This window comes from Pseudoselenomonas caprae, assembly GCF_008271345.1.
GTDB lineage: Bacteria > Bacillota > Negativicutes > Selenomonadales > Selenomonadaceae > Selenomonas_A > Selenomonas_A caprae.
This window is the reverse complement of sequence record NZ_VTOZ01000016.1, coordinates 1-20,375: the sequence shown is the minus strand read 5'-3', so window position 1 is coordinate 20,375 and position 20,375 is coordinate 1. Positions and strand designations below refer to the sequence as shown.

The 20,375-nt window shown below is 53.3% G+C and carries 15 protein-coding genes and 1 rRNA gene; 15 read left to right on the top strand and 1 reads right to left on the bottom strand.

The genetic code is table 11. The annotated features are described in order from the left end of the window. Positions 1-84: 84 nt before the first annotated feature. From FZ041_RS08560 to FZ041_RS08500, 13 genes are all read left to right on the top strand, one after another. Entirely contained in the window at positions 85-1,542 is a 1,458-nt protein-coding gene (locus tag FZ041_RS08560) for a sensor histidine kinase (protein ID WP_149189281.1), read from the top strand. A 5-nt stretch (positions 1,543-1,547) separates the two neighbouring features. Continuing rightward, complete coding sequence (locus tag FZ041_RS08555; protein ID WP_075444501.1) at positions 1,548-2,135, top strand: ANTAR domain-containing response regulator; 588 nt, start codon at positions 1,548-1,550, stop codon at positions 2,133-2,135. 206 nt (positions 2,136-2,341) lie between these two features. Beyond that, the gene (locus FZ041_RS08550) at positions 2,342-4,456 is read left to right on the top strand and encodes a BglG family transcription antiterminator (protein ID WP_149189280.1); all 2,115 of its coding nucleotides are present in this window, start codon (positions 2,342-2,344) and stop codon (positions 4,454-4,456) included. A 3-nt stretch (positions 4,457-4,459) separates the two neighbouring features. After that, positions 4,460-6,358 (top strand): PTS mannitol transporter subunit IICBA, encoded by a 1,899-nt coding sequence (locus tag FZ041_RS08545; protein WP_149189279.1) that lies wholly within the window; start codon positions 4,460-4,462, stop codon positions 6,356-6,358. A gap of 98 nt (positions 6,359-6,456) precedes the next feature. After that, positions 6,457-7,602 carry a mannitol-1-phosphate 5-dehydrogenase gene (locus tag FZ041_RS08540; RefSeq protein ID WP_149189278.1) on the top strand — a complete coding sequence of 382 codons (1,146 nt, stop codon included), beginning with the start codon at positions 6,457-6,459 and terminating at the stop codon, positions 7,600-7,602. A gap of 175 nt (positions 7,603-7,777) precedes the next feature. Beyond that, positions 7,778-8,059, top strand: coding sequence for a co-chaperone GroES (groES, locus tag FZ041_RS08535; RefSeq protein ID WP_075430000.1), 282 nt, complete (start codon positions 7,778-7,780; stop codon positions 8,057-8,059). Positions 8,060-8,084: 25 nt separating this feature from the next. Next, entirely contained in the window at positions 8,085-9,710 is a 1,626-nt protein-coding gene (gene groL, locus FZ041_RS08530; protein ID WP_149189277.1) for a chaperonin GroEL, read from the top strand. Between the two features lie 137 nt (positions 9,711-9,847). Next, positions 9,848-11,656, top strand: coding sequence for a sensor domain-containing diguanylate cyclase (locus tag FZ041_RS08525; protein WP_149189276.1), 1,809 nt, complete (start codon positions 9,848-9,850; stop codon positions 11,654-11,656). Positions 11,657-12,031: 375 nt separating this feature from the next. Further along, positions 12,032-13,861, top strand: coding sequence for a glutamine--fructose-6-phosphate transaminase (isomerizing) (glmS, locus tag FZ041_RS08520; protein ID WP_149189275.1), 1,830 nt, complete (start codon positions 12,032-12,034; stop codon positions 13,859-13,861). 163 nt (positions 13,862-14,024) lie between these two features. Then, positions 14,025-15,095 carry an ABC transporter ATP-binding protein gene (locus tag FZ041_RS08515; protein ID WP_075444513.1) on the top strand — a complete coding sequence of 357 codons (1,071 nt, stop codon included), beginning with the start codon at positions 14,025-14,027 and terminating at the stop codon, positions 15,093-15,095. Then, the gene (locus FZ041_RS08510) at positions 15,088-15,921 is read left to right on the top strand and encodes an ABC transporter permease (protein WP_075444515.1); all 834 of its coding nucleotides are present in this window, start codon (positions 15,088-15,090) and stop codon (positions 15,919-15,921) included. The genes FZ041_RS08515 and FZ041_RS08510 overlap by 8 nt, the downstream gene beginning before the upstream one ends. Continuing rightward, on the top strand, positions 15,918-16,721 hold the full coding sequence (locus tag FZ041_RS08505; protein WP_255449317.1) for an ABC transporter permease: 804 nt from the start codon (positions 15,918-15,920) through the stop codon (positions 16,719-16,721). Before FZ041_RS08510 ends, FZ041_RS08505 begins: the two co-directional genes overlap by 4 nt. Continuing rightward, complete coding sequence (locus FZ041_RS08500) at positions 16,718-17,803, top strand: ABC transporter substrate-binding protein (RefSeq protein ID WP_149189274.1); 1,086 nt, start codon at positions 16,718-16,720, stop codon at positions 17,801-17,803. The genes FZ041_RS08505 and FZ041_RS08500 overlap by 4 nt, the downstream gene beginning before the upstream one ends. A 68-nt stretch (positions 17,804-17,871) precedes the next feature. On the opposite strand, the gene FZ041_RS08495 is transcribed toward FZ041_RS08500, so the two are convergent. Further along, complete coding sequence (locus FZ041_RS08495; RefSeq protein ID WP_187626349.1) at positions 17,872-19,131, bottom strand: sensor domain-containing diguanylate cyclase; 1,260 nt, start codon at positions 19,129-19,131, stop codon at positions 17,872-17,874. 186 nt (positions 19,132-19,317) lie between these two features. Here FZ041_RS08495 and FZ041_RS08490 point away from each other — a divergent pair, with 186 nt between their 5' ends. After that, positions 19,318-19,758, top strand: coding sequence for a hypothetical protein (locus tag FZ041_RS08490; protein ID WP_149189272.1), 441 nt, complete (start codon positions 19,318-19,320; stop codon positions 19,756-19,758). 356 nt (positions 19,759-20,114) lie between these two features. Then, positions 20,115-20,375 (top strand): 16S ribosomal RNA (locus tag FZ041_RS08485); the annotation flags it as partial.

Genomic DNA, 20,375 nt, shown 5'->3' with positions numbered 1-20,375 from the left:
TGAACGCGGGAGCAGTCTCTTTTTTTCTATGGACTTTCAGCAGAAGGACTGTTCAGGAGAGACAAGGATGGAGGTCGTTGATGGATGAACATGGCAGAGCTTTGCCGGCAGTATACGGATCTTTCGACGCGTGAGATCGGACGGTTGGAGTGCATGCGGACGGTGTTTCCCTTTCTGGCAGATCTGGCGCATGGACAACTCAAGGTCTATGTGCCGGCCAAGGTGGCGGGCAAGCTTGTGATTATCGCGCAGGAGCGGCCGCATACGATCTACATGTCCAAGCGTGACTCGGAGTATGGGCGGCTGCAGCCAGCCATCGAGGAACCGCTGGTGCAGGATACCCTGGCCACGGGGATGCCGGGCAAGGGGAAGCGGGAGTGGACGTATGGTTCGCTCATTGATATGTACACCTATGCGATCCACGATGGCACGAAAGTCATTGGCGTGATAAGCTTTGAAGTCGATGGCGACCAGCTGCAGATCGATGGTTATCCCTGCTTGCTGGCGACAGCTGTCGATGTCCTCAACAATGCGCGCAAGAGCGTAGAGGCCCAGCAATATCAGCCTTTGTCATCAAGCGATGGCATCTTGATCACGGATCAGTACAGCCGCATCGTATTTGCCAATGCAGCGGCCCAGCGCATCTATCGCGTGCTGGGGGTCGGCAGCCTGCGGGGCTGCCACTTGTTTGACCGCCAGCTGACGCGTCATGTCCGGCGGGAAACGATGGAGCGCGAGCGGCCTTGGCAGAAGGAACTTGTCGCTGGCGATCTCACGCTGATCCGGCGGCAGATCGATCTGCAGGAGGGAGGCCAGCTCGTAAGGCGCATCGTCATTTTGTCTGACGTGACTGAGACGCGGGCCAAGGACAAGGAAATCCGCATCAAGTCAGCGGTCATCCAGGAAATCCATCATCGGGTCAAGAACAACTTGCAGACCATTGCGAGCCTGTTGCGCTTGCAGGCCCGGCGCAGTCAGTCGGAGGAAGTCAGGCAGGCCTTGCAGGAGAGTGTCAATCGCGTGCTGTCGATTTCGGTCGTGCATGAATTCTTGTCCCAGCAGGGCGAGGAGGCCATCCATGTCCAGCAGGTCATGCAGCAGATCTTTGATCTGGTCGGCCGCAATATGGCCGACAGCGAGTTCTTGATCCGCACCGAGTATACGGGGCCTGATGTCGTACTGCCGTCGAAATACGCGAGCTCTCTGGCTCTCGTGCTCAATGAGCTGGTGCTCAATGCGATGGAGCATGCTTTTGCAGGACGCAGTTCCGGGCTTATCGGTCTTTCCGTCCGCGAGGATGACGACCACTGGCACTTAGATCTCTATGACGATGGCTGTGGCCTGCCAGAAGATTTCCGCCCGCAGCGCACGCGGTCACTCGGCTTGTCGATTGTCCGCACGCTGGTCGAGGGTGACCTTGAGGGGACTTTTGCCTTGGAAAATGATGAACGGGGCAGCGGCTATGGTACGCATGCCTATATCCGCCTGCCCAAGCCGGAGCAGGAAATTACAAGTGATGTAGTACAAAGCCTGGAGGAATGATAGGAATGAAAAAGAAGTCACTGCGGCTTGTCGTTGCCGACAATGAGTCGATTATTCGTCTGGACCTTAGAGAGATGCTCGAAGATGCAGGGCATGAGGTGGTCGGGGAGGCCATCAATGGGCGCAAGGCCGTGGAACTCACGCGCATGCATCGTCCGGATCTTGTCATCATGGATATCAAGATGCCAGAGATGGATGGCATCACGGCGGCCCGCAAGATTGCCGATGAGAAATTGGCGCCGGTGCTGCTGCTCACGGCGTTCAGCCAGGCGGATATCGTCGAGAAGGCCAAGGACTCGGGCGTGCTTGGCTACCTGGTCAAGCCGGTGCAGGAGAGCAATCTTTTTCCTGCCATCGAGATCGCGCTCTCCCGCTGGGAGGAGATGCAGGGCATGGAGCTGGAGCTTGGCAAGCTCAAGGACTCGCTGGAGACGCGCAAGCTGGTCGACCGTGCCAAAGGCATCCTGATGGCAGCTCATAAGCTCGGGGAGCAGGAAGCCTATCGGCGGATCCAGCGCTATGCGATGATGAAGCGCCTGAGCATCAAGGAAGTGGCTGAGGCGATTGTCAAGGCAGCTGGCGGCAAGGTATAAAAGCATAAAATTTTTTATAGGAATGTTTGTGGAGAGCCTGATAGACAAGGCTCTCCATTTTTGTCTCGTTTTGTATTGGACAACGGTGAATGTCTTTGACTTGTGCGGCATGCAGTCGAACGTTATAATAAAACCATCGAAACAAGAAAAAAGAAAATCTTGTTTCGGAGTCTACTCGCTTCTGAGTGATCATAGGAGGCAGCAGGATGAATGTAAAAGAACGTACCGCGGCAATCCTCAAGCTGCTCGTGGATGGACAGCGTCCGTTCACGACAGCAGGAGAGCTGGCGGAGAATCTCGGGGTCAGTGCGAAGACCATTTCGCGCGAACTGCCGGGGGTGGCAGGTGCGTTGGAGAAATATGGCCTTGCCTTGAACAAGAAGAAAGGGGCAGGATTTGCCATCGCTGGTGCCGAGGATGCCATTGCGTCTTTGAAGGAATCTTTGGGGCAGGTGAATGACCACAATTATACACCGCAGGAGCGGCAATCGATTATCGTGAGCCGTCTGCTGCCAAGTCATGAGCCGGTAAAGCTCTTTGCCTTATCATCACTTCTCGGAGTGACAGACAGTACCATCAGCAACGACCTGGACAAGCTGGAAGGCTGGTTTAAGGGACATGGGCTGCAGCTTGTACGCAAGCCGGGGCTGGGTGTCTACGTCGAGGGCGAGGAGCAGAGTATCCGGCAGGCAATCGTCGCATACATTTATGACAATATTGAAGAAAATGAGTTGTTGACGCTGGTCCATGCGAATCTCGCGGACGAGCAGGAAAAAGTCAATCAGGCAGCAGGCTATCTGCTGGACTTGGTGGACAAGGAAATCATCCATCGTCTGGAGCGCTTGATCCGTCAGGCGGAAAAAGAGCTCGGGACAAGGATGTCCGATCAGGCCTTCATCGGCCTGACGGTGCATCTGGCGCTGGCTGTCCAGCGCATCCGCAAGCAGGAGCGCATCCATATCCGGCCGGGATTCCTGGCGGAGCTGAAGCAGAAACAGGAATTCAGGACGGCCGGGCATATTGCGGCCGAGATCGCCAAGGAGTTTGAGCTGCCAATCACCGAAGATGAGATCGGGTACATCACGATGCATCTTTTAGGGGCGCGCAGCCGCTATCGGGAAAATGAGGCGGCAGGGGCTGTACTGGATAACTTTCATCTGGTGCGTCTGGCCAAGGCCATCATGAAGGCCGCTGAGGAGGAGACAGGCACGAGCCTGTACCGCAATCCGGAGCTGCTCACTGGTCTTGTCAATCATCTTGGCCCGTCGATAAGCCGTCTGCAGATGCAGATGGATATCCGCAATCCGCTGCTTGATGAGATGAAGATGAAGTTTCCTGAGCTCATGCAGCTGGCGAAAAAAAGCGTGCACGAGGTGGAAAAGGAGCTGGAGCTTACCTTTCCCGAATCTGAGATCGCTTTTATCGCCATGCATCTTAGCGCGGCACTTACTGACAGCAATATGCTGCAGAAGCTGGAGCATACGGTCATCGTTGCCTGCCCGACGGGGATGGGCACGAGTCGGCTGCTGGCCAGCCGCCTGCGGCAACAGTATGACAATCTGGTCATTGCCGACCAGGTGTCGACGCTGCAGCTGACGCCTGAGTATTTTGCCAGTCATGAGGCGGAATTCATCGTGGCCACTGTGCCAATCCCGCACGTGCCGCTGCCCGTGGCTGTGGTAAGTGCTCTGCTATCTAAAGAGGATCAGCAAAGGGTGGACCAGATGCTGCTGCAATGCGAGGAGGCCCAGGTGGAATCGCGGGCAGCTGGCAAGGACAAGGCTAAGCCGGATTTTGCGGCGGCGCTGCGCATCATGCAGGCCTACGATGCTGCTATCCTCAGCCTGCTGGACAACTTCTTTTTCTGGGAAGATGACAAGTCAATGACTGTCCAGGAGGTGGCTGCTGATATCGGCAGGATGGTGGGGCGCGATGAGCGCCAGGCTGATGGCATCTGCAGGGCACTGCTGACTCGCGAAGATCAGGGGAGTACCGCGATTACTGGCAGTAACATGATCCTGCTGCATTGCCGCAGTGCTGTTGTCACGCATTTGCAGTTCGGTATCGTCCATCTCGGCAGCTGGTTCCTGTATCCGGCTGACCCGACGGAGAAGATAAGGACGGCAATCGTCATGCTGGCGCCGGAGCAGGGCAGCTGCTATGAACTCGAGACCATCGGTCATATATCGTCGATCCTTTTGGAGCGCTGGGGTCTTATCGAGGTCCTGCACGAAGGGAATCAGCAACTGATAAAAGACGAGCTCACGCATATATTCCGTGAGTTCCATGCAAAGAAATATCGGGAATTATTGGGGGGATAATCCATGAGCAATAACAAGAGCTCAAAACATGGCTTCCAAGAAGTCATGCAGAAATTCGGACGTTTCCTATCGGGGATGGTGTTGCCGAATATCGGAGCATTCATTGCCTGGGGCTTATTGACAGCCCTGTTCATTCCGACCGGCTGGCTGCCGAATGAATACCTTGCCCAGGTGGGCGGCCCCATGAGCAAGTGGCTCATCCCACTGCTGCTCGGTTATAGCGGTGGTGCGGCGGTCTATGGTCATCGCGGTGGCGTTCTCGGCGCCATTGCTACATCGGGAGTCATCGCGGGTGCGGACATTCCGATGTTCCTTGGGGCCATGATCATGGGACCGCTCGGTGGTTTCGTCATCAAGAAGTTCGACAAGGCAATCGAGGATCAGATTCCTACGGGCTTTGAGATGCTGGTGAACAACTTCTCAGCCGGCATCATCGGCGGTATTCTTGCGGTACTGGCCTTCGTCGGTGTCGGACCAGTGGTGCTGGCTGCCAATGGCGTCCTGCGTGCAGGTGTTGAGGGCATTGTCGCTGTGGGACTGTTGCCGCTGGCATCGATCATCATCGAACCGGCGAAGATCCTGTTCCTCAACAATGCCATCAATCACGGTGTCCTGTCGCCGCTGGGCATTCAGCAGGCTGAGGAGTTCGGCAAGTCGATGTTCTTCCTGCTGGAGGCTAATCCTGGCCCAGGCCTTGGTGTCCTGCTGGCTTACTGGTTCTTCGGCAAGGGGATGGCCAAGGATTCGACGCCGGGTGCTATCATCATCCATGTACTGGGCGGCATCCATGAGATCTATTTCCCGTATGTGCTGATGAAACCTGTGCTGCTGCTGGCAGTCATCGCTGGCGGCATGGCCGGTGTCGCCACGCTGCAGTTCCTGGGCGGCGGCCTCATTGCACCGGCATCGCCGGGCTCGATCCTTGCAGTGCTGGCCATGACGCCGAAGGGGGCATTCCTGGCGAATATCGCTGACTTCCTGGTAGCCACGACGGTATCCTGTGCGGTGGCATCGGTATTCGTCAAGGCTTCGGCCAGCGAAGAGAGCGATGATTCCCTCGAAGAGGCAAAGGCTGGTATGGCCGCTTTGAAGAATCGCGGCCTGGTAACGGAGGTCAAGGTAAGCGGCGCTGAGCTGCGCACCATCGTCTATGCCTGCGATGCCGGCATGGGGTCTAGTGCCCTGGGGGCAGCCAGCCTGCGCAAGAAACTCCGCAAGGCCGGCTATGATAATATCTCGGTTACCAACGCCGCCATTGGCAGCATCCCGAAGGATGCGCAGCTTGTGGTCACGCATGAGAAACTGGCACAGCGGGCCGTGGAGGATTCGCCGCAGGCAGAGCATATCTTTGTCCGCAACTTCACCCAGAATGATGTGTTTGAGCAAGTAATGGCCCGCCTGACGGAAAAAAAGGCGCAGAGTGCAGTATCAGCTGGCGTGATGGTAGCTGGGCAGCATGGTGCCAAGGAGCGCCATATCCTCGATATGACGAACATCCAGCTCGGGCTCACCAGCGTTACCAAGGAAGAGGCTATCCGGCAGGCCGGCGAGGCATTGGCTGCTGCTGGTTATGTCGATGAGCCCTACATCGAAGGCATGCTGAACCGCGAGAAGGACATCAGCACCTACGTCGGGCGCGGCATCGCCATCCCGCATGGCGAGAACAGTGTCAAGGATTCGATCCGCGAGTCAGGCATCGTCGTCCTGCAGTATCCCCAAGGCATCAAGTTCGGCAAGGATACGGCCTATCTGCTGGTCGGCATCGCTGGCAAGGACAACGACCACTTATCCATCCTGGCAAACATTGCCGCAACGCTGGATGAGTGCTCGGAGGCTGAGCTCGATACACTCTATCATACGAAAGACCCTAAAGTTCTTTATGAGCGCTTTGCGCTGGCATAAATAAATACGAACACTGACATGTCCCTTTTTCGTCAGCTTGGAAAGCCCATGGCTTTTCTGCTGACGGAGAGGGGACTTTTTTTATGGAGGAATTCAAGATGAAACAGGCAGTACATTTTGGCGCTGGCAATATCGGCAGAGGATTTATCGGCGAGCTGCTGGTCCGTTCTGGTTATGAGGTGGCATTTGTCGATGTGAACAAAGAGCTCGTTGACCTTATCAATGAGCGCCGAGGATATGATATCGAAATCGTCGGGGATGAGCCGCAGAAGATTCATGTGGAGCATGTGCGGGCTATCAACAGCGCAGAAAACCCTGAGGAACTCATGCAGGCTATCGAGCAGGCCGATATCATCACGACAGCCATCGGGCCCAATATCCTGAAATTCATTGCGCCGAATCTGGCCAAGGGCTTGGCACGCCGCTTGAAACGCACCCAGGCACCACTCAATATCATTGCCTGTGAGAATATGGTGGGCGGTTCGTCGCTGCTCAAAAGCTATGTCTACGAGCACCTTACGCCGGAGGAACGGGCGATGTGTGATGCCTGGATCGGCTTTCCGGATGCTGCTGTCGATCGCATCGTCCCCTTGCAGAAAAATGAAGATCCGTTGCTTGTGAAGGTCGAGCCCTATGCCGAATGGGATGCCGATGTGACCCAGGCCAAGGGAGAACCGCCGGCGATTGAGGGGCTTACCTGGGTGGAGAATCTCGAGGCCTATATCGAGCGCAAGCTGTTCACAGTCAACACGGGGCATGCATCGATTGCATATCTTGCTTATCGCAAAGGCATCAAGGATATCTACACGGCCATGCAGGATAAGAGCATCGTCGACATGGCCCGTCAGGTATGGGCAGAGACCGGCAGCCTGCTCATCAAGAAGTTTGGGTTCAATCCTGAAACGCATAAGCAGTATATCGAGACAACGGAGCGGCGTTTCCGCAATCCTCATCTTTCTGACGAGGTCACGCGGGTTGCCCGCGGGCCCAAGCGCAAGCTCGGCGCCAAGGATCGTCTTGTGAGCCCGGCGTCGCAGCTTTTAGCGCAGGGGCAGAAACCCTCGGCCTTGGCGACGGTCATCGGCGCAGCCTTCCATTTTGACTATGAGGGCGATAAGGAGGCGCAGGAAGTACAGCAGGGCATCCAGCGCGAGGGACTGCACCGCGCCATCCATAACTATACCGAAATCCCGGAGAACTCGGAACTCTTCCGCATGGTGGAGAACAAAACGGCAGGATTCTAAGGGAAATCAAAGGCCTTTCCAAGCGGGAAGGCCTTTTTGATTTTTTGACTATTTTTCGTTTGCTTATTGACATTTTGACTAAGAACGGTTACTATAAGAATTGTAGTTAGCACTCGGGTTTAGTGAGTGCTAACAAGATAACTTTGTTATTCCATTATATAGGAGGAAGATACCTATGATTAAGCCATTGGGCGAAAGAGTTGTCATTGAAGTTTCTGAGGGCGATGTAAAGACCGCCAGCGGCATTGTACTGCCGGATACGGCCAAAGAGAAGCCGCAGAAGGGAACGGTTGTTGCTGTAGGCACTGGCAAGCTGCTCGAGAATGGTGAGCGCGCTGCTATGGAAGTCAAAGCTGGCGACGTTGTTGTCTTCTCCAAATATTCCGGCTCGGAAGTCAAGGTTGACGACAAAGAGTACCTGATTGTCCGCGAGAGCGACATCCTGGCTGTACTGTAAGATAGACTTTTTGGAGGTAATATAAATGGCTAAACAGATTCTGTTTGATGAAGATGCACGCCGCGCACTGGGCCGCGGTGTTGATGCACTGGCTAACGCCGTAAAAGTTACGCTTGGACCGAAAGGCCGCAACGTTGTTCTGCAGAAAAAATTTGGCGCACCGACGATTACGAACGATGGTGTGACGATTGCCCGCGACATCGAGCTCGAGGATCCGTTCGAGAACATGGGCGCACAGCTTGTCAAAGAAGTTGCTACGAAGACCAACGATATCGCTGGTGATGGTACGACGACGGCAACGCTGTTGGCTCAGGCTATGATTCAGGAAGGCATGCGCAACGTTGTTGCAGGTGCTAACCCGATGATCATCAAGAAGGGTATCGATACGGCGGTCAAAGCTCTCGTCGAGGAAATCAAGACGAAGGCTAAGAAGGTTGATGGCAAGGCTGATATCGCTCAGGTCGCTTCCATTTCTTCGGCTAACGAAGAGACGGGCGAGCTGATTGCTGAGGCTATGGAGAAGGTCGGCAAGGACGGCGTTATCACGGTTGAGGAGTCCAAGTCCATGACGACGAACCTTTCCGTTGTTGAGGGCATGCAGTTCGACCGCGGCTATATCTCCCCGTACCTCGTAACGGATACGGACAAGATGGAAGCAATCCTTGACGATCCGTATATCCTCATCACGGACCGCAAGATTTCCGCTATCGCTGATATCCTGCCGATTCTCGAGCAGGTTGTGAAACAGGGCAAACAGCTTGCTATCATCGCTGAGGATGTTGACGGTGAAGCTCTGACGACGATTGTTGTCAATAAGCTCCGCGGCACGTTCAAAGCACTGGCTGTCAAAGCTCCGGGCTTTGGTGACCGCCGCAAGGCTATGCTCGAGGATATCGCTATCCTGACGGGCGGTAATGTCATCAGCGAGGAACTCGGCCGCAAGCTCGACAGCGTTACGCTTGAGGACCTGGGCCGTGCTCGTCAGATCCGCTCCACGAAAGAGGAGACGACGATTGTTGATGGCGTTGGCGATAAGGATGCTATCGCTGCTCGCGTTGCTCAGATCAAGAAACAGATTGCTGAGACGACGTCTGACTTCGATAAAGAGAAACTCCAGGAGCGTCTGGCTAAACTCGCTGGCGGCGTAGCTGTCATCGAAATCGGCGCTGCAACGGAAGTTGAGATGAAAGACCAGAAATACCGCATCGAGGATGCACTCAACGCTACGCGCGCTGCAGTTGAGGAAGGTATCGTCGCAGGTGGCGGCACGACCTTCATCGATATCCTGCCGGCACTGGATAAGATCCAGGTCGAGGGTGATGAGAAAGTCGGCGTGAACATCGTTCGCCGTGCCATCGAAGAGCCGGTTCGCCAGATTGCCAACAACGCAGGCCTCGAGGGCTCGGTCGTTGTCGAGAACGTCAAGAAAGCTGGCGACGGCATCGGTTTCAACGCACTGAAGAACGAGTATGTTGACATGATCAAAGCTGGTATTGTCGATCCGGCTAAGGTTACGCGTTCTGCTCTGCAGAATGCTGCTTCGATTGCTTCCATGGTCCTCACGACGGAGACTCTCGTCGCTGACAAACCGGAAGAGAAACCGGCTGCTCCGGCAGCTGCACCGGGCATGGGGATGCCAGGCATGATGTAATATAGATCACAGCGTGTATATGTGATTTGATAGGGAACAGACTATGGATTAATGTGATTCATAGTCTGTTTTTCTTTTTGCCAAAAAGTTATAATAGAGATGACTCATAGATTACGCAATAGGAAGAAGGTGCTTGTATGAAACAGTTTTCGTATGATTTTCATGGCCTGACAGGCCTTGATGAGGCCTTAAAGGATTTTCAGGCGAAATGCCCGCAGAAGTATTCGGATATCTTGGTACAGGTGTTTACTTGTATCAGTGAGCAGTCTATCGTCAGTTCCATGGTGGAGCAGATTTCAGCTGCTATCCCGCTGGCAAAAGTGGTGGGGACGGTTACGTCGGAGCTGCCACTCATTGAGGAATGGGAAAAGCGGAGAACCCAGCTCTGCATCATGGTGTTTCAAGACACGCAGGTAAAGATCCATGCATTTTCGCGAGGTGAGCAGGAGGTGGAGCATGCGTGGCAGCGGAAGGTGGGGCTGGAGCTTGCCGAATGCTGCCAGGAAACGCAGCATCTGGCAGGATTGGAACTGTTGATTACAGCACGTTCTGTAGACGTTCGTCCCTTTTTGAAGGCGCTGGCGCATAAAGTCCATGATGTGCCTGTTTTTGGCGGTGGTGCATATGCAGCAGTGAAAGGAGAAGTGCCATTTATCTTTTCTGCTGATGGCATTGTCAGTCAGGGAATCTTAGTGGTTGCTTTCAGCAGCTGTCGGCTCCAGCTGCTGGTGGCTGACAGTATGGGCTGGCGGCCGTTGGGGAAGACGATGACGATCACGAAGATGATCGATGACTACACCATAGCTGAGCTTGATCATAAGCCTGCGGCGCTGGTTTATGAGAAATATTTGGGTGTTACTCGTGAGGAGTTTCGGAGTTTCAATGTTTCAGAGTTCCCACTGCTGGTCGAGCGGGATGGCAACCTGCTGGCACGGCCGCCGATGGGGCGGACCGAAGATGATGCCCTGACTTTTGCGGCTGACCTGCAGGCAGGGGAGAAGGTGCGCCTTTCCTACGGCGATCCGCAAACAATCATCAATCAGGCGCTGCACATGAGCCGCAAGATCCAATCGTTCCAGCCGGAAGGAATCGTGTTGATCAGCTGTATTGGCCGCCATTTCTATGTCGGAGAGGCGGAGAAACCAGAAATAGAATGGTATCGGAAAATTGCTCCGGTATCTGTCTGTTATACCTATGGCGAATATCTGCGGCAGGGCAGCAATATCAATACGCTGACCATCACGTTTGTGGCTGTGGCCTTCCGTGAAGGCAATCGGTCTGTGCAGGCAGAGACTCCTGCTGTTGATGCCCTGGAAAATCAGGATTTCCAGGAGTATTTGTCGATGGTTCATCGCCTGGCCCATTTTGTCACCGTAAGTTCACAGGAGCAGGAAAGACTGGCGGCTCAGTTGGCTGAGGCCAATGCGAAACTTGCTACGGCGAACAAGAAACTGCAGGCGCTTGCCAGCATGGATCGGCTTACACAGCTGCTGAATCGCGGGGAAGTGGAACATCATCTGCAGGAACTGGTTCAGCACTGGACGAAGCGGCAGCGCGTTTTTTCCGGCCTTCTGCTCGATATCGATAATTTCAAGAAAATCAATGATTCGTATGGTCATGATGTGGGTGATCATGTGCTGGTAAGCCTGGCAGAGGTATTGCGGGGCTGCGTGCGCGGCCATGATTTCGTCGGACGCTGGGGTGGTGATGAATTCCTGGTCTTGCTGCCTGATGCTGAGGCGGATTATGCCGTGCAGGTAGGGAATCGCATCCGGGCGTCCCTGCAACAGACGCCTGTACTGCCAGATAGTGGCTGCATAACAGTCAGCATTGGTGCCGGTCAGATCTTTACAGAGGATGATTTCCAGGATTTCTATCAGCGGTTGGATAAAGCGCTGTATGCAGCGAAGCATAACGAAAAAGACCAGGTAGTGCTGGCGACCTGAATGACTTCTCAAGGGATGTCCCTTGCCCAAAGGGACATCCTTGCGGAAGTACTCGGGGCAAAGTATTGACTTATATAGGCGGATTGGTTATAATAAGCGAGCATTGATAAATTCATCGATGCACAAAAATAGAGGAAAATCCAGAAAAGAATATCCTGTTGTTCTGGTGTAATGAAAGGAAAATGATTCCTAGCGCAAGTTCTCCTAAGCGGACGGTTTGCTTAGGAGAAGACGAGGAGAAGGTTGTCGAACAGTCAGCGGATGCCTTCCGGCCGGTCCGGTCGATAGAGATCTGTTAAAGCCCAGGTGTGAGCCTGGGGGAAGAGCGGATGGAGGACACAACAGGAATAGTACAATTTCATAGGAGGTACTATTATGTGTGGTATCGTAGGTTATGTCGGTGACAAGCAGGCAGCAAGCTTCTTGCTCGATGGTCTTGCCAAGCTGGAGTATCGTGGTTACGACTCGGCTGGCATCGCTGTGTTCAATGGCGAGAGCATCCGTGTCGAGAAGAGCGTCGGCCGCCTGGCGTCCTTGAAGGACAAGATCAAGGACGATATGCCGCAGGGCGTTATGGGTATCGGTCATACCCGTTGGGCTACCCATGGCCGTCCGTCGGATCGCAACTCCCATCCGCATACGGACTGCTCGGGTGATTTCGTTGTCGTCCATAACGGCATCATCGAGAACTACCTGACACTCAAGGAAGATCTTATCGAGAAGGGCCATGTCTTCAAGTCCGAGACGGATACGGAAGTCGTTGCGCATCTCATCGAAGAGGTCTATAATGGCGACTTCGTTTCGTCTGTACGCGAGGTACTGCGCCGCATCGAGGGTTCGTACTCCCTCGTATTCATGAGCAGCAAGCATCCGGGGATGCTGATCTGCGCCAAGCAGGATAACCCGCTGGTTATCGGTCTGGGCGAGGGCGAGAACTTCATCGCTTCGGATATCCCGGCTATCATCCAGTACACGCGCCGTACTTACATCCTCAACGACGGTGAGATGGCTGTCCTCACGAAGGATTCCATCAAGATCTCCAACCGTCAGGGTGAGCCGGTGACCAAGAAAGTCTTCGAGGTCAACTGGAATGCCGAAGCTGCTGAGAAGGGCGGCTATGAGCACTTCATGCTCAAGGAGATCCACGAGCAGCCGAAGGCTGTCCGTGACACCATGAGCCAGCGCATTGCCAAAGACGGCAAGAGCATCATCATGGATGAGCTCAAATGGGACGCTGACTATCTGAACTCGTTCAACAAGATTTATATCGTTGCCTGCGGCACGGCTTATCATGCTGGCCTGGTAGGTAAATATTATATCGAGAAACTTGCCCGTACGGTTGTCGAAGTCGATGTGGCTTCGGAGTTCCGTTATCGTGAGCCGATCGTCGATGAGAACACGCTGTTCATTGCAGTTTCTCAGTCGGGCGAGACGAGCGATACGCTCGCTGCTATGAAGGAATCCAAACGCTTGGGGGCGAAGACGCTGGCACTTACGAATGTTGTCGGTTCGTCGATTGCCCGCGAGGCAGATCAGGTGCTCTACACCTGGGCTGGCCCGGAGATCGCCGTTGCTTCGACCAAGGCTTATACGACGCAGATCGTCCTGTTCTTCATGCTGGCGCTTTACATGGCCCAGATCAAACAGACGCTGAAGCCGGAGCGCGTAGCTGAACTCATCGATATGCTCCATCAGATTCCGACGCAGGTCAGCCGCACGCTGGAGGATGTCGAGCCAATCAAGACCTTTGCGAAACAGTATGGCTTCAACGAAGATGTCTTCTATATCGGCCGTTCCCTTGACTACGATGTAGCCCTCGAGGGGTCGCTGAAGCTCAAGGAAATCTCCTACATCCATGCCGAGGCTTATGCAGCTGGTGAGCTCAAGCACGGCACGCTGGCCCTGATTGTCGAAGGTGTACCGGTCATTGCGCTGGCTACGCAGAAGAGCGTTTATGAGAAGACGCTGTCGAACATCAAAGAGGTCAAAGCCCGTGATGCTGTCGTCATCGGTATCGCTGCCGAGGGGGACGAGGAGCTCGAGAAGTATGTCGATCATGTCATGAAGGTTCCGGAGACGGATGAGCTCCTGATCCCGATCCTCACGGTCGTACCGCTGCAGCTCCTGGCTTATTATGCCGCTATTACGCGCGGCTGTGATGTTGATAAACCGCGCAACCTTGCAAAATCGGTTACGGTTGAGTAATCTGACGGGTCAAACCTTTTGACCGGTCAAGCATAGAATCCCGTTCGTATCGTGGATACGGACGGGATTTTTTTCGTCGGAAAAGATTCTTTTGTATTGAACGGTTTCGTGATAAAATAGAAGGCGTTCACTTTTGGCAGTACAGGAGGGTAAATGAGAAGAATTGGCAAGAGAATTACTGAAACTTGAACATATCAATAAATCTTATGAAGACCGGCAGATCCTGGAAGATCTCAATCTCACGGTACATGAGAACGAATTCCTTACCTTGTTGGGGCCGTCAGGCTGTGGCAAGACGACAATCCTGCGCATGATCGGCGGCTTTGAGACGCCGGACAGTGGCCGCATCCTGTTCGATGGACAGGACATCACGCGGCTGCAGCCGGAGAAGCGTCAGGTCAACACGGTCTTTCAGAAGTATTCGCTGTTTTCCCATATGGATGTAGCGGAAAATATCGCCTTCGGCCTCAAGCTCAAGGGCAAGAGTGCCAGCTACATCAAGGATAAGATAAAATACGCACTGAAACTTGTCAATCTTGACGGCTATGAGCACGCGCGGGTCACGCAGATGTCAGGGGGCCAGCAGCAGCGCATTGCCATAGCGCGGGCTGTGGTCAACGAGCCGAAGGTGCTTTTGCTGGATGAGCCGTTTTCTGCGCTCGATCTCAAGCTGCGCCAGAATATGCAGCGTGAGATCGTCAAGCTCAAGAAAGAGCTCGGCATCACGTTCATCTTTGTCACGCACGACCAGCAGGAGGCTTTGTCGATGTCCGATACTGTCGTGGTCATGAACCAGGGCTGGATCCAGCAGATCGGTACGCCGGAGAGCGTCTACAACGAGCCGGAGAACGCCTTTGTGGCGGACTTCATCGGTGACAGCAATATCATCGACGGTGTCATGGTGCGCGATAAGCTCGTGCATCTGCTCGGCAAGGATATCCCCTGCATCAATACGGGCTTTGGCGAGAATGTGCCGGTCGATGTGCAGATCCGTCCGGAGGACATCCAGATCTGTGCACCGGCAGACGGGCAGTTCCGCGGAATCATCCGCCAGGTGGTGTTCAAGGGCACTGTCTACGACATCACGATCGAGGCGGGCGGCTTCTCCTGGCTCGTGCAGACCATCACCGGTCACGAGCAGGGGGCGGAGGTCGGCATCCGCTTGGCTCCGGCTAATATCCAGATCATGGCGAAACCGGCCTCGGAAGATGAGGAGGCCGTGTCTGATGAATAATTCCAAATCCTTGCAGCGTTTGTTCACTGTGCCGTTTGGCATCTGGGCGGCGCTGTTCATCATCCTGCCACTCTTTTTCGTGCTCTGGCATGGACTGACGGATGAGGCGGGTGTTTTCACGCTGGCGAATCTGCAGGTGGTCTTGCAGTGGGAATATCTGAAGGCGCTGGGCTTATCGGCGGAGCTGGCCTTGATCAGCACGGTGATCTGCCTGGTCATGGCTTATCCGCTTTGCTTGATCTTGCAGCAATTGCGGCGGATGAAGGGAATCATGATCTTCCTGCTGTTCCTGCTGCCCCTGTGGATGAATTCCCTGCTGACGACGATGGCCTGGCAGACCATCCTTGAAAAGAACGGGATTCTCAATATGTTTTTGCGTTTCTGCGGCCTGCCCGATATGACGATTATCAATACGCCGCTGGCCATTGTCATCGGCATGGTCTACAATTTCCTGCCGTACATGGTGCTGCCGCTCTATGTGGCGATTTCGCGCATTGATCACAGCGTCATTGAAGCGGCTTGGGATTTGGGCGCAAATCGCTGGCAGACATTCCGTCATGTCATGCTGCCGTTATCTATGCCGGGAATCGTGAGCGGCTGTACGATGGTATTCATCCCTGCGCTTACGACGTTTGTGATAAGTGCCTTGCTGGGCGGCAACAAGATCCTGCTCGTGGGCAATATCATCGAGCAGGAGTTCACGGCTGCTTACGATTGGCAGCTCGGCAGTGCACTGTCGATGGTCCTGATGGTCTTCATCATCCTGAATATCCTGCTTGAGGCCTTTACGGATACGGAAGACCAGCGAAAGAAGGTGAAGGCATGATGGCGAAAGGGAAGAAGCTCTATCTGGGACTGGTTGTCCTGTTCATGTATGCGCCGATTGCCGTGCTGATCGCCCAGTCCTTCAACGCCAGCCGCTATCGTGGCCATTGGACAGGCTTTACCTGGGATTGGTATATCGCCCTATTTGCGAACAAGGACATCGTGAATGCCTTCTTGAATACCCTGTCCATCGGTGTGCTGTCGGCGTCGCTGGCCACCCTGCTGGCTTTGGTGACAGCTTTGGGCCTGCGCCGCATGGGGAGCCACGGCCGTATTTTCTTCCGCGGGCTGGCAAACATCCCGCTGCTCAATGCGGATATCGTCACGGGTATATCCCTCATGTTGTTGTTCTTGGGCCTTGGCCTGCGCCTTGGCTATGATACGATACTCATGGCGCATGTGGTCATCAATCTTCCTTATGCGATGCTCTGCATCCTGCCGCAGGTACTCAGCATGGATCGTGTTTGTTATGAGGCGGCTCTGGATCTGGGAGCTACACCGCTGCAGGCTTTCCGCAAGGTCATCCTGCCGGAGTTGAGGCCTGGCATCATGGCGGCTTTCCTGCTGTCCTTTGCGATGTCGGCGGACGACTTCATCGTCACGTATTTCACCAAGGGAGCGGGCATCGAAACATTGACGACGGAAATCTATGCGGAGATCAAGCTCGGCATCCATCCGGAGATGTATGCCCTGTCGACCTTGTTCTTTGTGGCGGTCATCGTGCTGGTTACCTTGCTGTTGTTCAATTACCGCATGATCCGCCGGTATCGCAAGGCTGAGAAAAGGGAGGCGGGCGTATGACGAAGTATTGGCGCAGCCTGCTGCTGGTCGCGCTGTTTGGCGCAAGCATGCTTCTGGCTGGCTGTGACATGTTTGCCGAGGAGCAGGAGGAGGGCGATGATGTCCTCTATGTATACAGCTGGGGCGACTATCTCTCGCCGGAGGTGCTGGAGCAGTTCGAGGAGGAGACGGGGATCCATGTGATCCTCGATGAGTTCGACACGAATGAGAGCATGTATCCGCGGGTAGCTGAGGGGGCAGAGAACTACGATGTGCTCTGTCCGTCGGATTATATGATCCAGAAGCTTATCGAGAACAATCTGCTGCAGCCTTTGGATTTCAGCCAGCTGCCGAATGCCACGGAGTATATAGGCGAGGATTTCTTCCGCCAGTCGGAGGCCTTCGATAAGGGACATATCCATAATGTTCCCTATTGCTGGGGAACTGTCGGCATCATGTACAATATCCGCATGGTCGATGAACCCGTTGACAGCTGGTCGATCCTTTGGAATCCCAAGTACAAGGGCGAGATACTCATGCAGGATTCTGCCCGCGACGCGTTCATGATTCCGCTGCGCTTGCAGGGGCATTCGATGAATACGAAGGATCCGCAGCAGCTGCAGGCAGCGCGGGATATGCTTATCGCGCAGAAACCGCTGGTGCAGGCGTATGGTGTCGATGATATCCGTGACAAGCTGAGCTCCGGGGAGGCGGCTCTCGGGGTCATTTTCTCGGGGGAGGCCATCAATCTGATGAAAGCCAATCCGGATCTGCGGTTCTGCCCGGCACCCAAAGAGGGGACGAACCTCTTCATCGATTCCTGGGTCATCCCCAAGAATGCGCGGCATGTGGAAAATGCTCACAAGTTCATTGATTTCATCTGCCGTCCGGATATTGCGGCCAAGAATTTTGAGAGCTTGGGCTATTCCACACCAAATCTTGCGGTACGGGAACAGGAAGAAGAAAACGAAGACATGGAAGGATACCTGGAGGTGGCATTTCCGCCGGAGGAAGTCTACCATGGACAGGAAACTTATAGCTATTTGGGGAAAGAGCTCGACAAGCTATATACGAGTTTGTGGCTGCAAGTCAAAGTTGAATGATAGAATGAAGAAACAGCCGGACAGTGCTTTTGCAGCTGCCCGGCTGTTTTTATCATGAAAACGGATATTCAAAAGGAATCGCTGATACAAAAGGTATCGCGGATCTTTTTTGCTTGATAGAGTGCGTGGTCTACGCGCTTTATCACATCATCGGAAGAGGTGTCATCTTTCTGGAAACAGGTTGCGCCCAGCGAAATCGTGACTGGATGCTTTGCACCGTCAGGCGTGATGAAACTATGTGTGCGTATGCAGGTGTTGAGACGTTGCAGATGATGCTCAAGTTCCGTATGTGTCATCATTGAAAGGATCAGGATAAATTCATCGCCGCCCCAGCGGATGAGACAATCCTCTTGCCGGACGTTTTGCTTGATCTGCTGGACGGTATCGCGCAGGACGATGTCGCCAAAGTCATGGCCGTAGGTATCGTTGACGGTCTTGAAATGATCGATATCGAACATTGCGATTATCGTATTTGATCCGTTGTGGTGGTAGATAGAGAAAAGTTCTTTCAAACGTTCGGCTCCGTAATGACGGCTGCGGGCCTGGGTGAGGCTATCGGTGGCAATAGCATGCTGCAAGATATTGAGTTCATCCTGCTGGAGACGATGCTGCTGGCGATAGAGACGCAGGGCATAAAGTGCGGTGGCGATGATGCCGAAGAGGGAAAACAGATAGCCGCAGAGCATGATGATCTTCAGCTTGGTAGAGCCTGTGTAGATGTTTTCCCAGACTGCATGATAGGGAATCCCCATGCAGACGATCCAGTTGTAGTCAGGATATAGCCGGGCATAGCTGAGCTTCTGCGATATCGTATCGGCACCGAGATCTTTGAAATAGTAGCTGTAGAACAGCGAACCGTGGTCGCGGACGCCCTCGAGCTCGGTGAGGTAGGGGAGATTCCCCTCGGCATCGGGCGTCTTGGTGGAGAGCCATATGCCCTCGGTGTCGCGCAGGTTTGGATGTATCAAGCGGCGGGCGTAGTTGTCGCCGCCAGCGTAATCGATGACCTCGTTGATCCAGACATAGCTGCCGTCTTCATTGCTGGCTTCGTAGAATACGCTGCGCAGGATATCTTCCACCTCGTTACGGATTTCCTCATCGGTAACAGGCTGGTTCTTTGCTGCGTGGCGTTTTTTGATGTTGTCACGCAGGACGTCGATATTCAGCAGGATGTTGTCGACTGTGTGCTGGATATAGGCCTGCTGAAAGGAAAGTGCGCTCCGGTATAAGGCATAGGTCGTCGCTGCTTGGATGACCAGTGTAGTGAACAAGCAGAACAAACAAAGCATGAGACTATGGGAAAGTGTTCGTCGATTCTTATCTATCATTATGTACCACCTGAAAGTATGAAAACAGACAATAGACAAAAGCGTACTTAGTGATTCGAGATAGAATTCGCGATGGCGGGAGAAAATTCCTGCCAAGAGAAAAAAAGGAGTATGGGCATTTATGAAGAATTCTAGTATAGTGTGTGAAGCAGAATATTTTTCAGGATTGAAATGAAGGAGGATAAGATGAATAAGAAGGCAGAAGCTTTTAAACAGTACTTGGCAGAGGATGAGAACAAACAGGCAGTGTTCCAGGTGGAAGAAGTCAAAGAGGATGCTCAGCATACGGTGGTATTCCGTTCGCATGTCCTGATCGAGGGGCAGCAGCTGCCGACACTGGTGCTTTTAGATGACAGTGTCTTTTCGATGATCCGCGTGCAGATCTCGCCGCAGGCAAGAACGGAAGAGAATGAACTGGCTGTTTTGCGTTTGGCTAATGAGCAGAATCTCAAATACAAACCATTCAAATTGTATTTTGATGCAGCGGGTTCATTGATCCTTGACGTTTGCCTGTTGACGCCGGGTGACGATTTTGCCGGTTTGGGTGATGAAATCTACGGTATGTTTGATGTGTTGATCAACTTCCTTAATGAGGCATATCGCCCGCTGATGAAAGAAATCTGGTAAAACTAAAAAAATATATAAAAAGTTTAAAATAGGTGTTGACAAGTGCGCTGAAGACGTGTAATATAATACAAGTCATCAGCGCACAGCACTTATTGCTGGAACGAAAGATGACAAGATTGTTCTCTGAAAACTAAACAATGCAGAATGAATCATGCAAAATGATTCAAGCCAGATGTTTGATGAAACTTCGGTTTCATAATAAAAAACATCGATTGGTATGAACAACATAGCAATCGGCAATTTCTTTTAAGCAGCGAACAGCAATTTTAATTGCTTGTGAGTCGCTTACGCAAATTACTTCAGTAATTTGTGAACCATAGAATAATTGAGAGCTTGATTGAGTTCTTCAATATAATTTATTGGAGAGTTTGATCCTGGCTCAGGACGAACGCTGGCGGCGTGCTTAACACATGCAAGTCGAACGAGACGAGTTTTCAACACTGAATGCTTAATGATGTATCTTTTTGAGCGTCGTGATGGCGAAGCCATCACCACACTTATAATAAGTGATTAACTTAGGGATGCAGGATGATTGAGCATTGAGTGTTGAAAATGAGTCGAGTGGCAAACGGGTGAGTAACGCGTAGACAACCTGCCGCAAAGATGGGGACAACAGT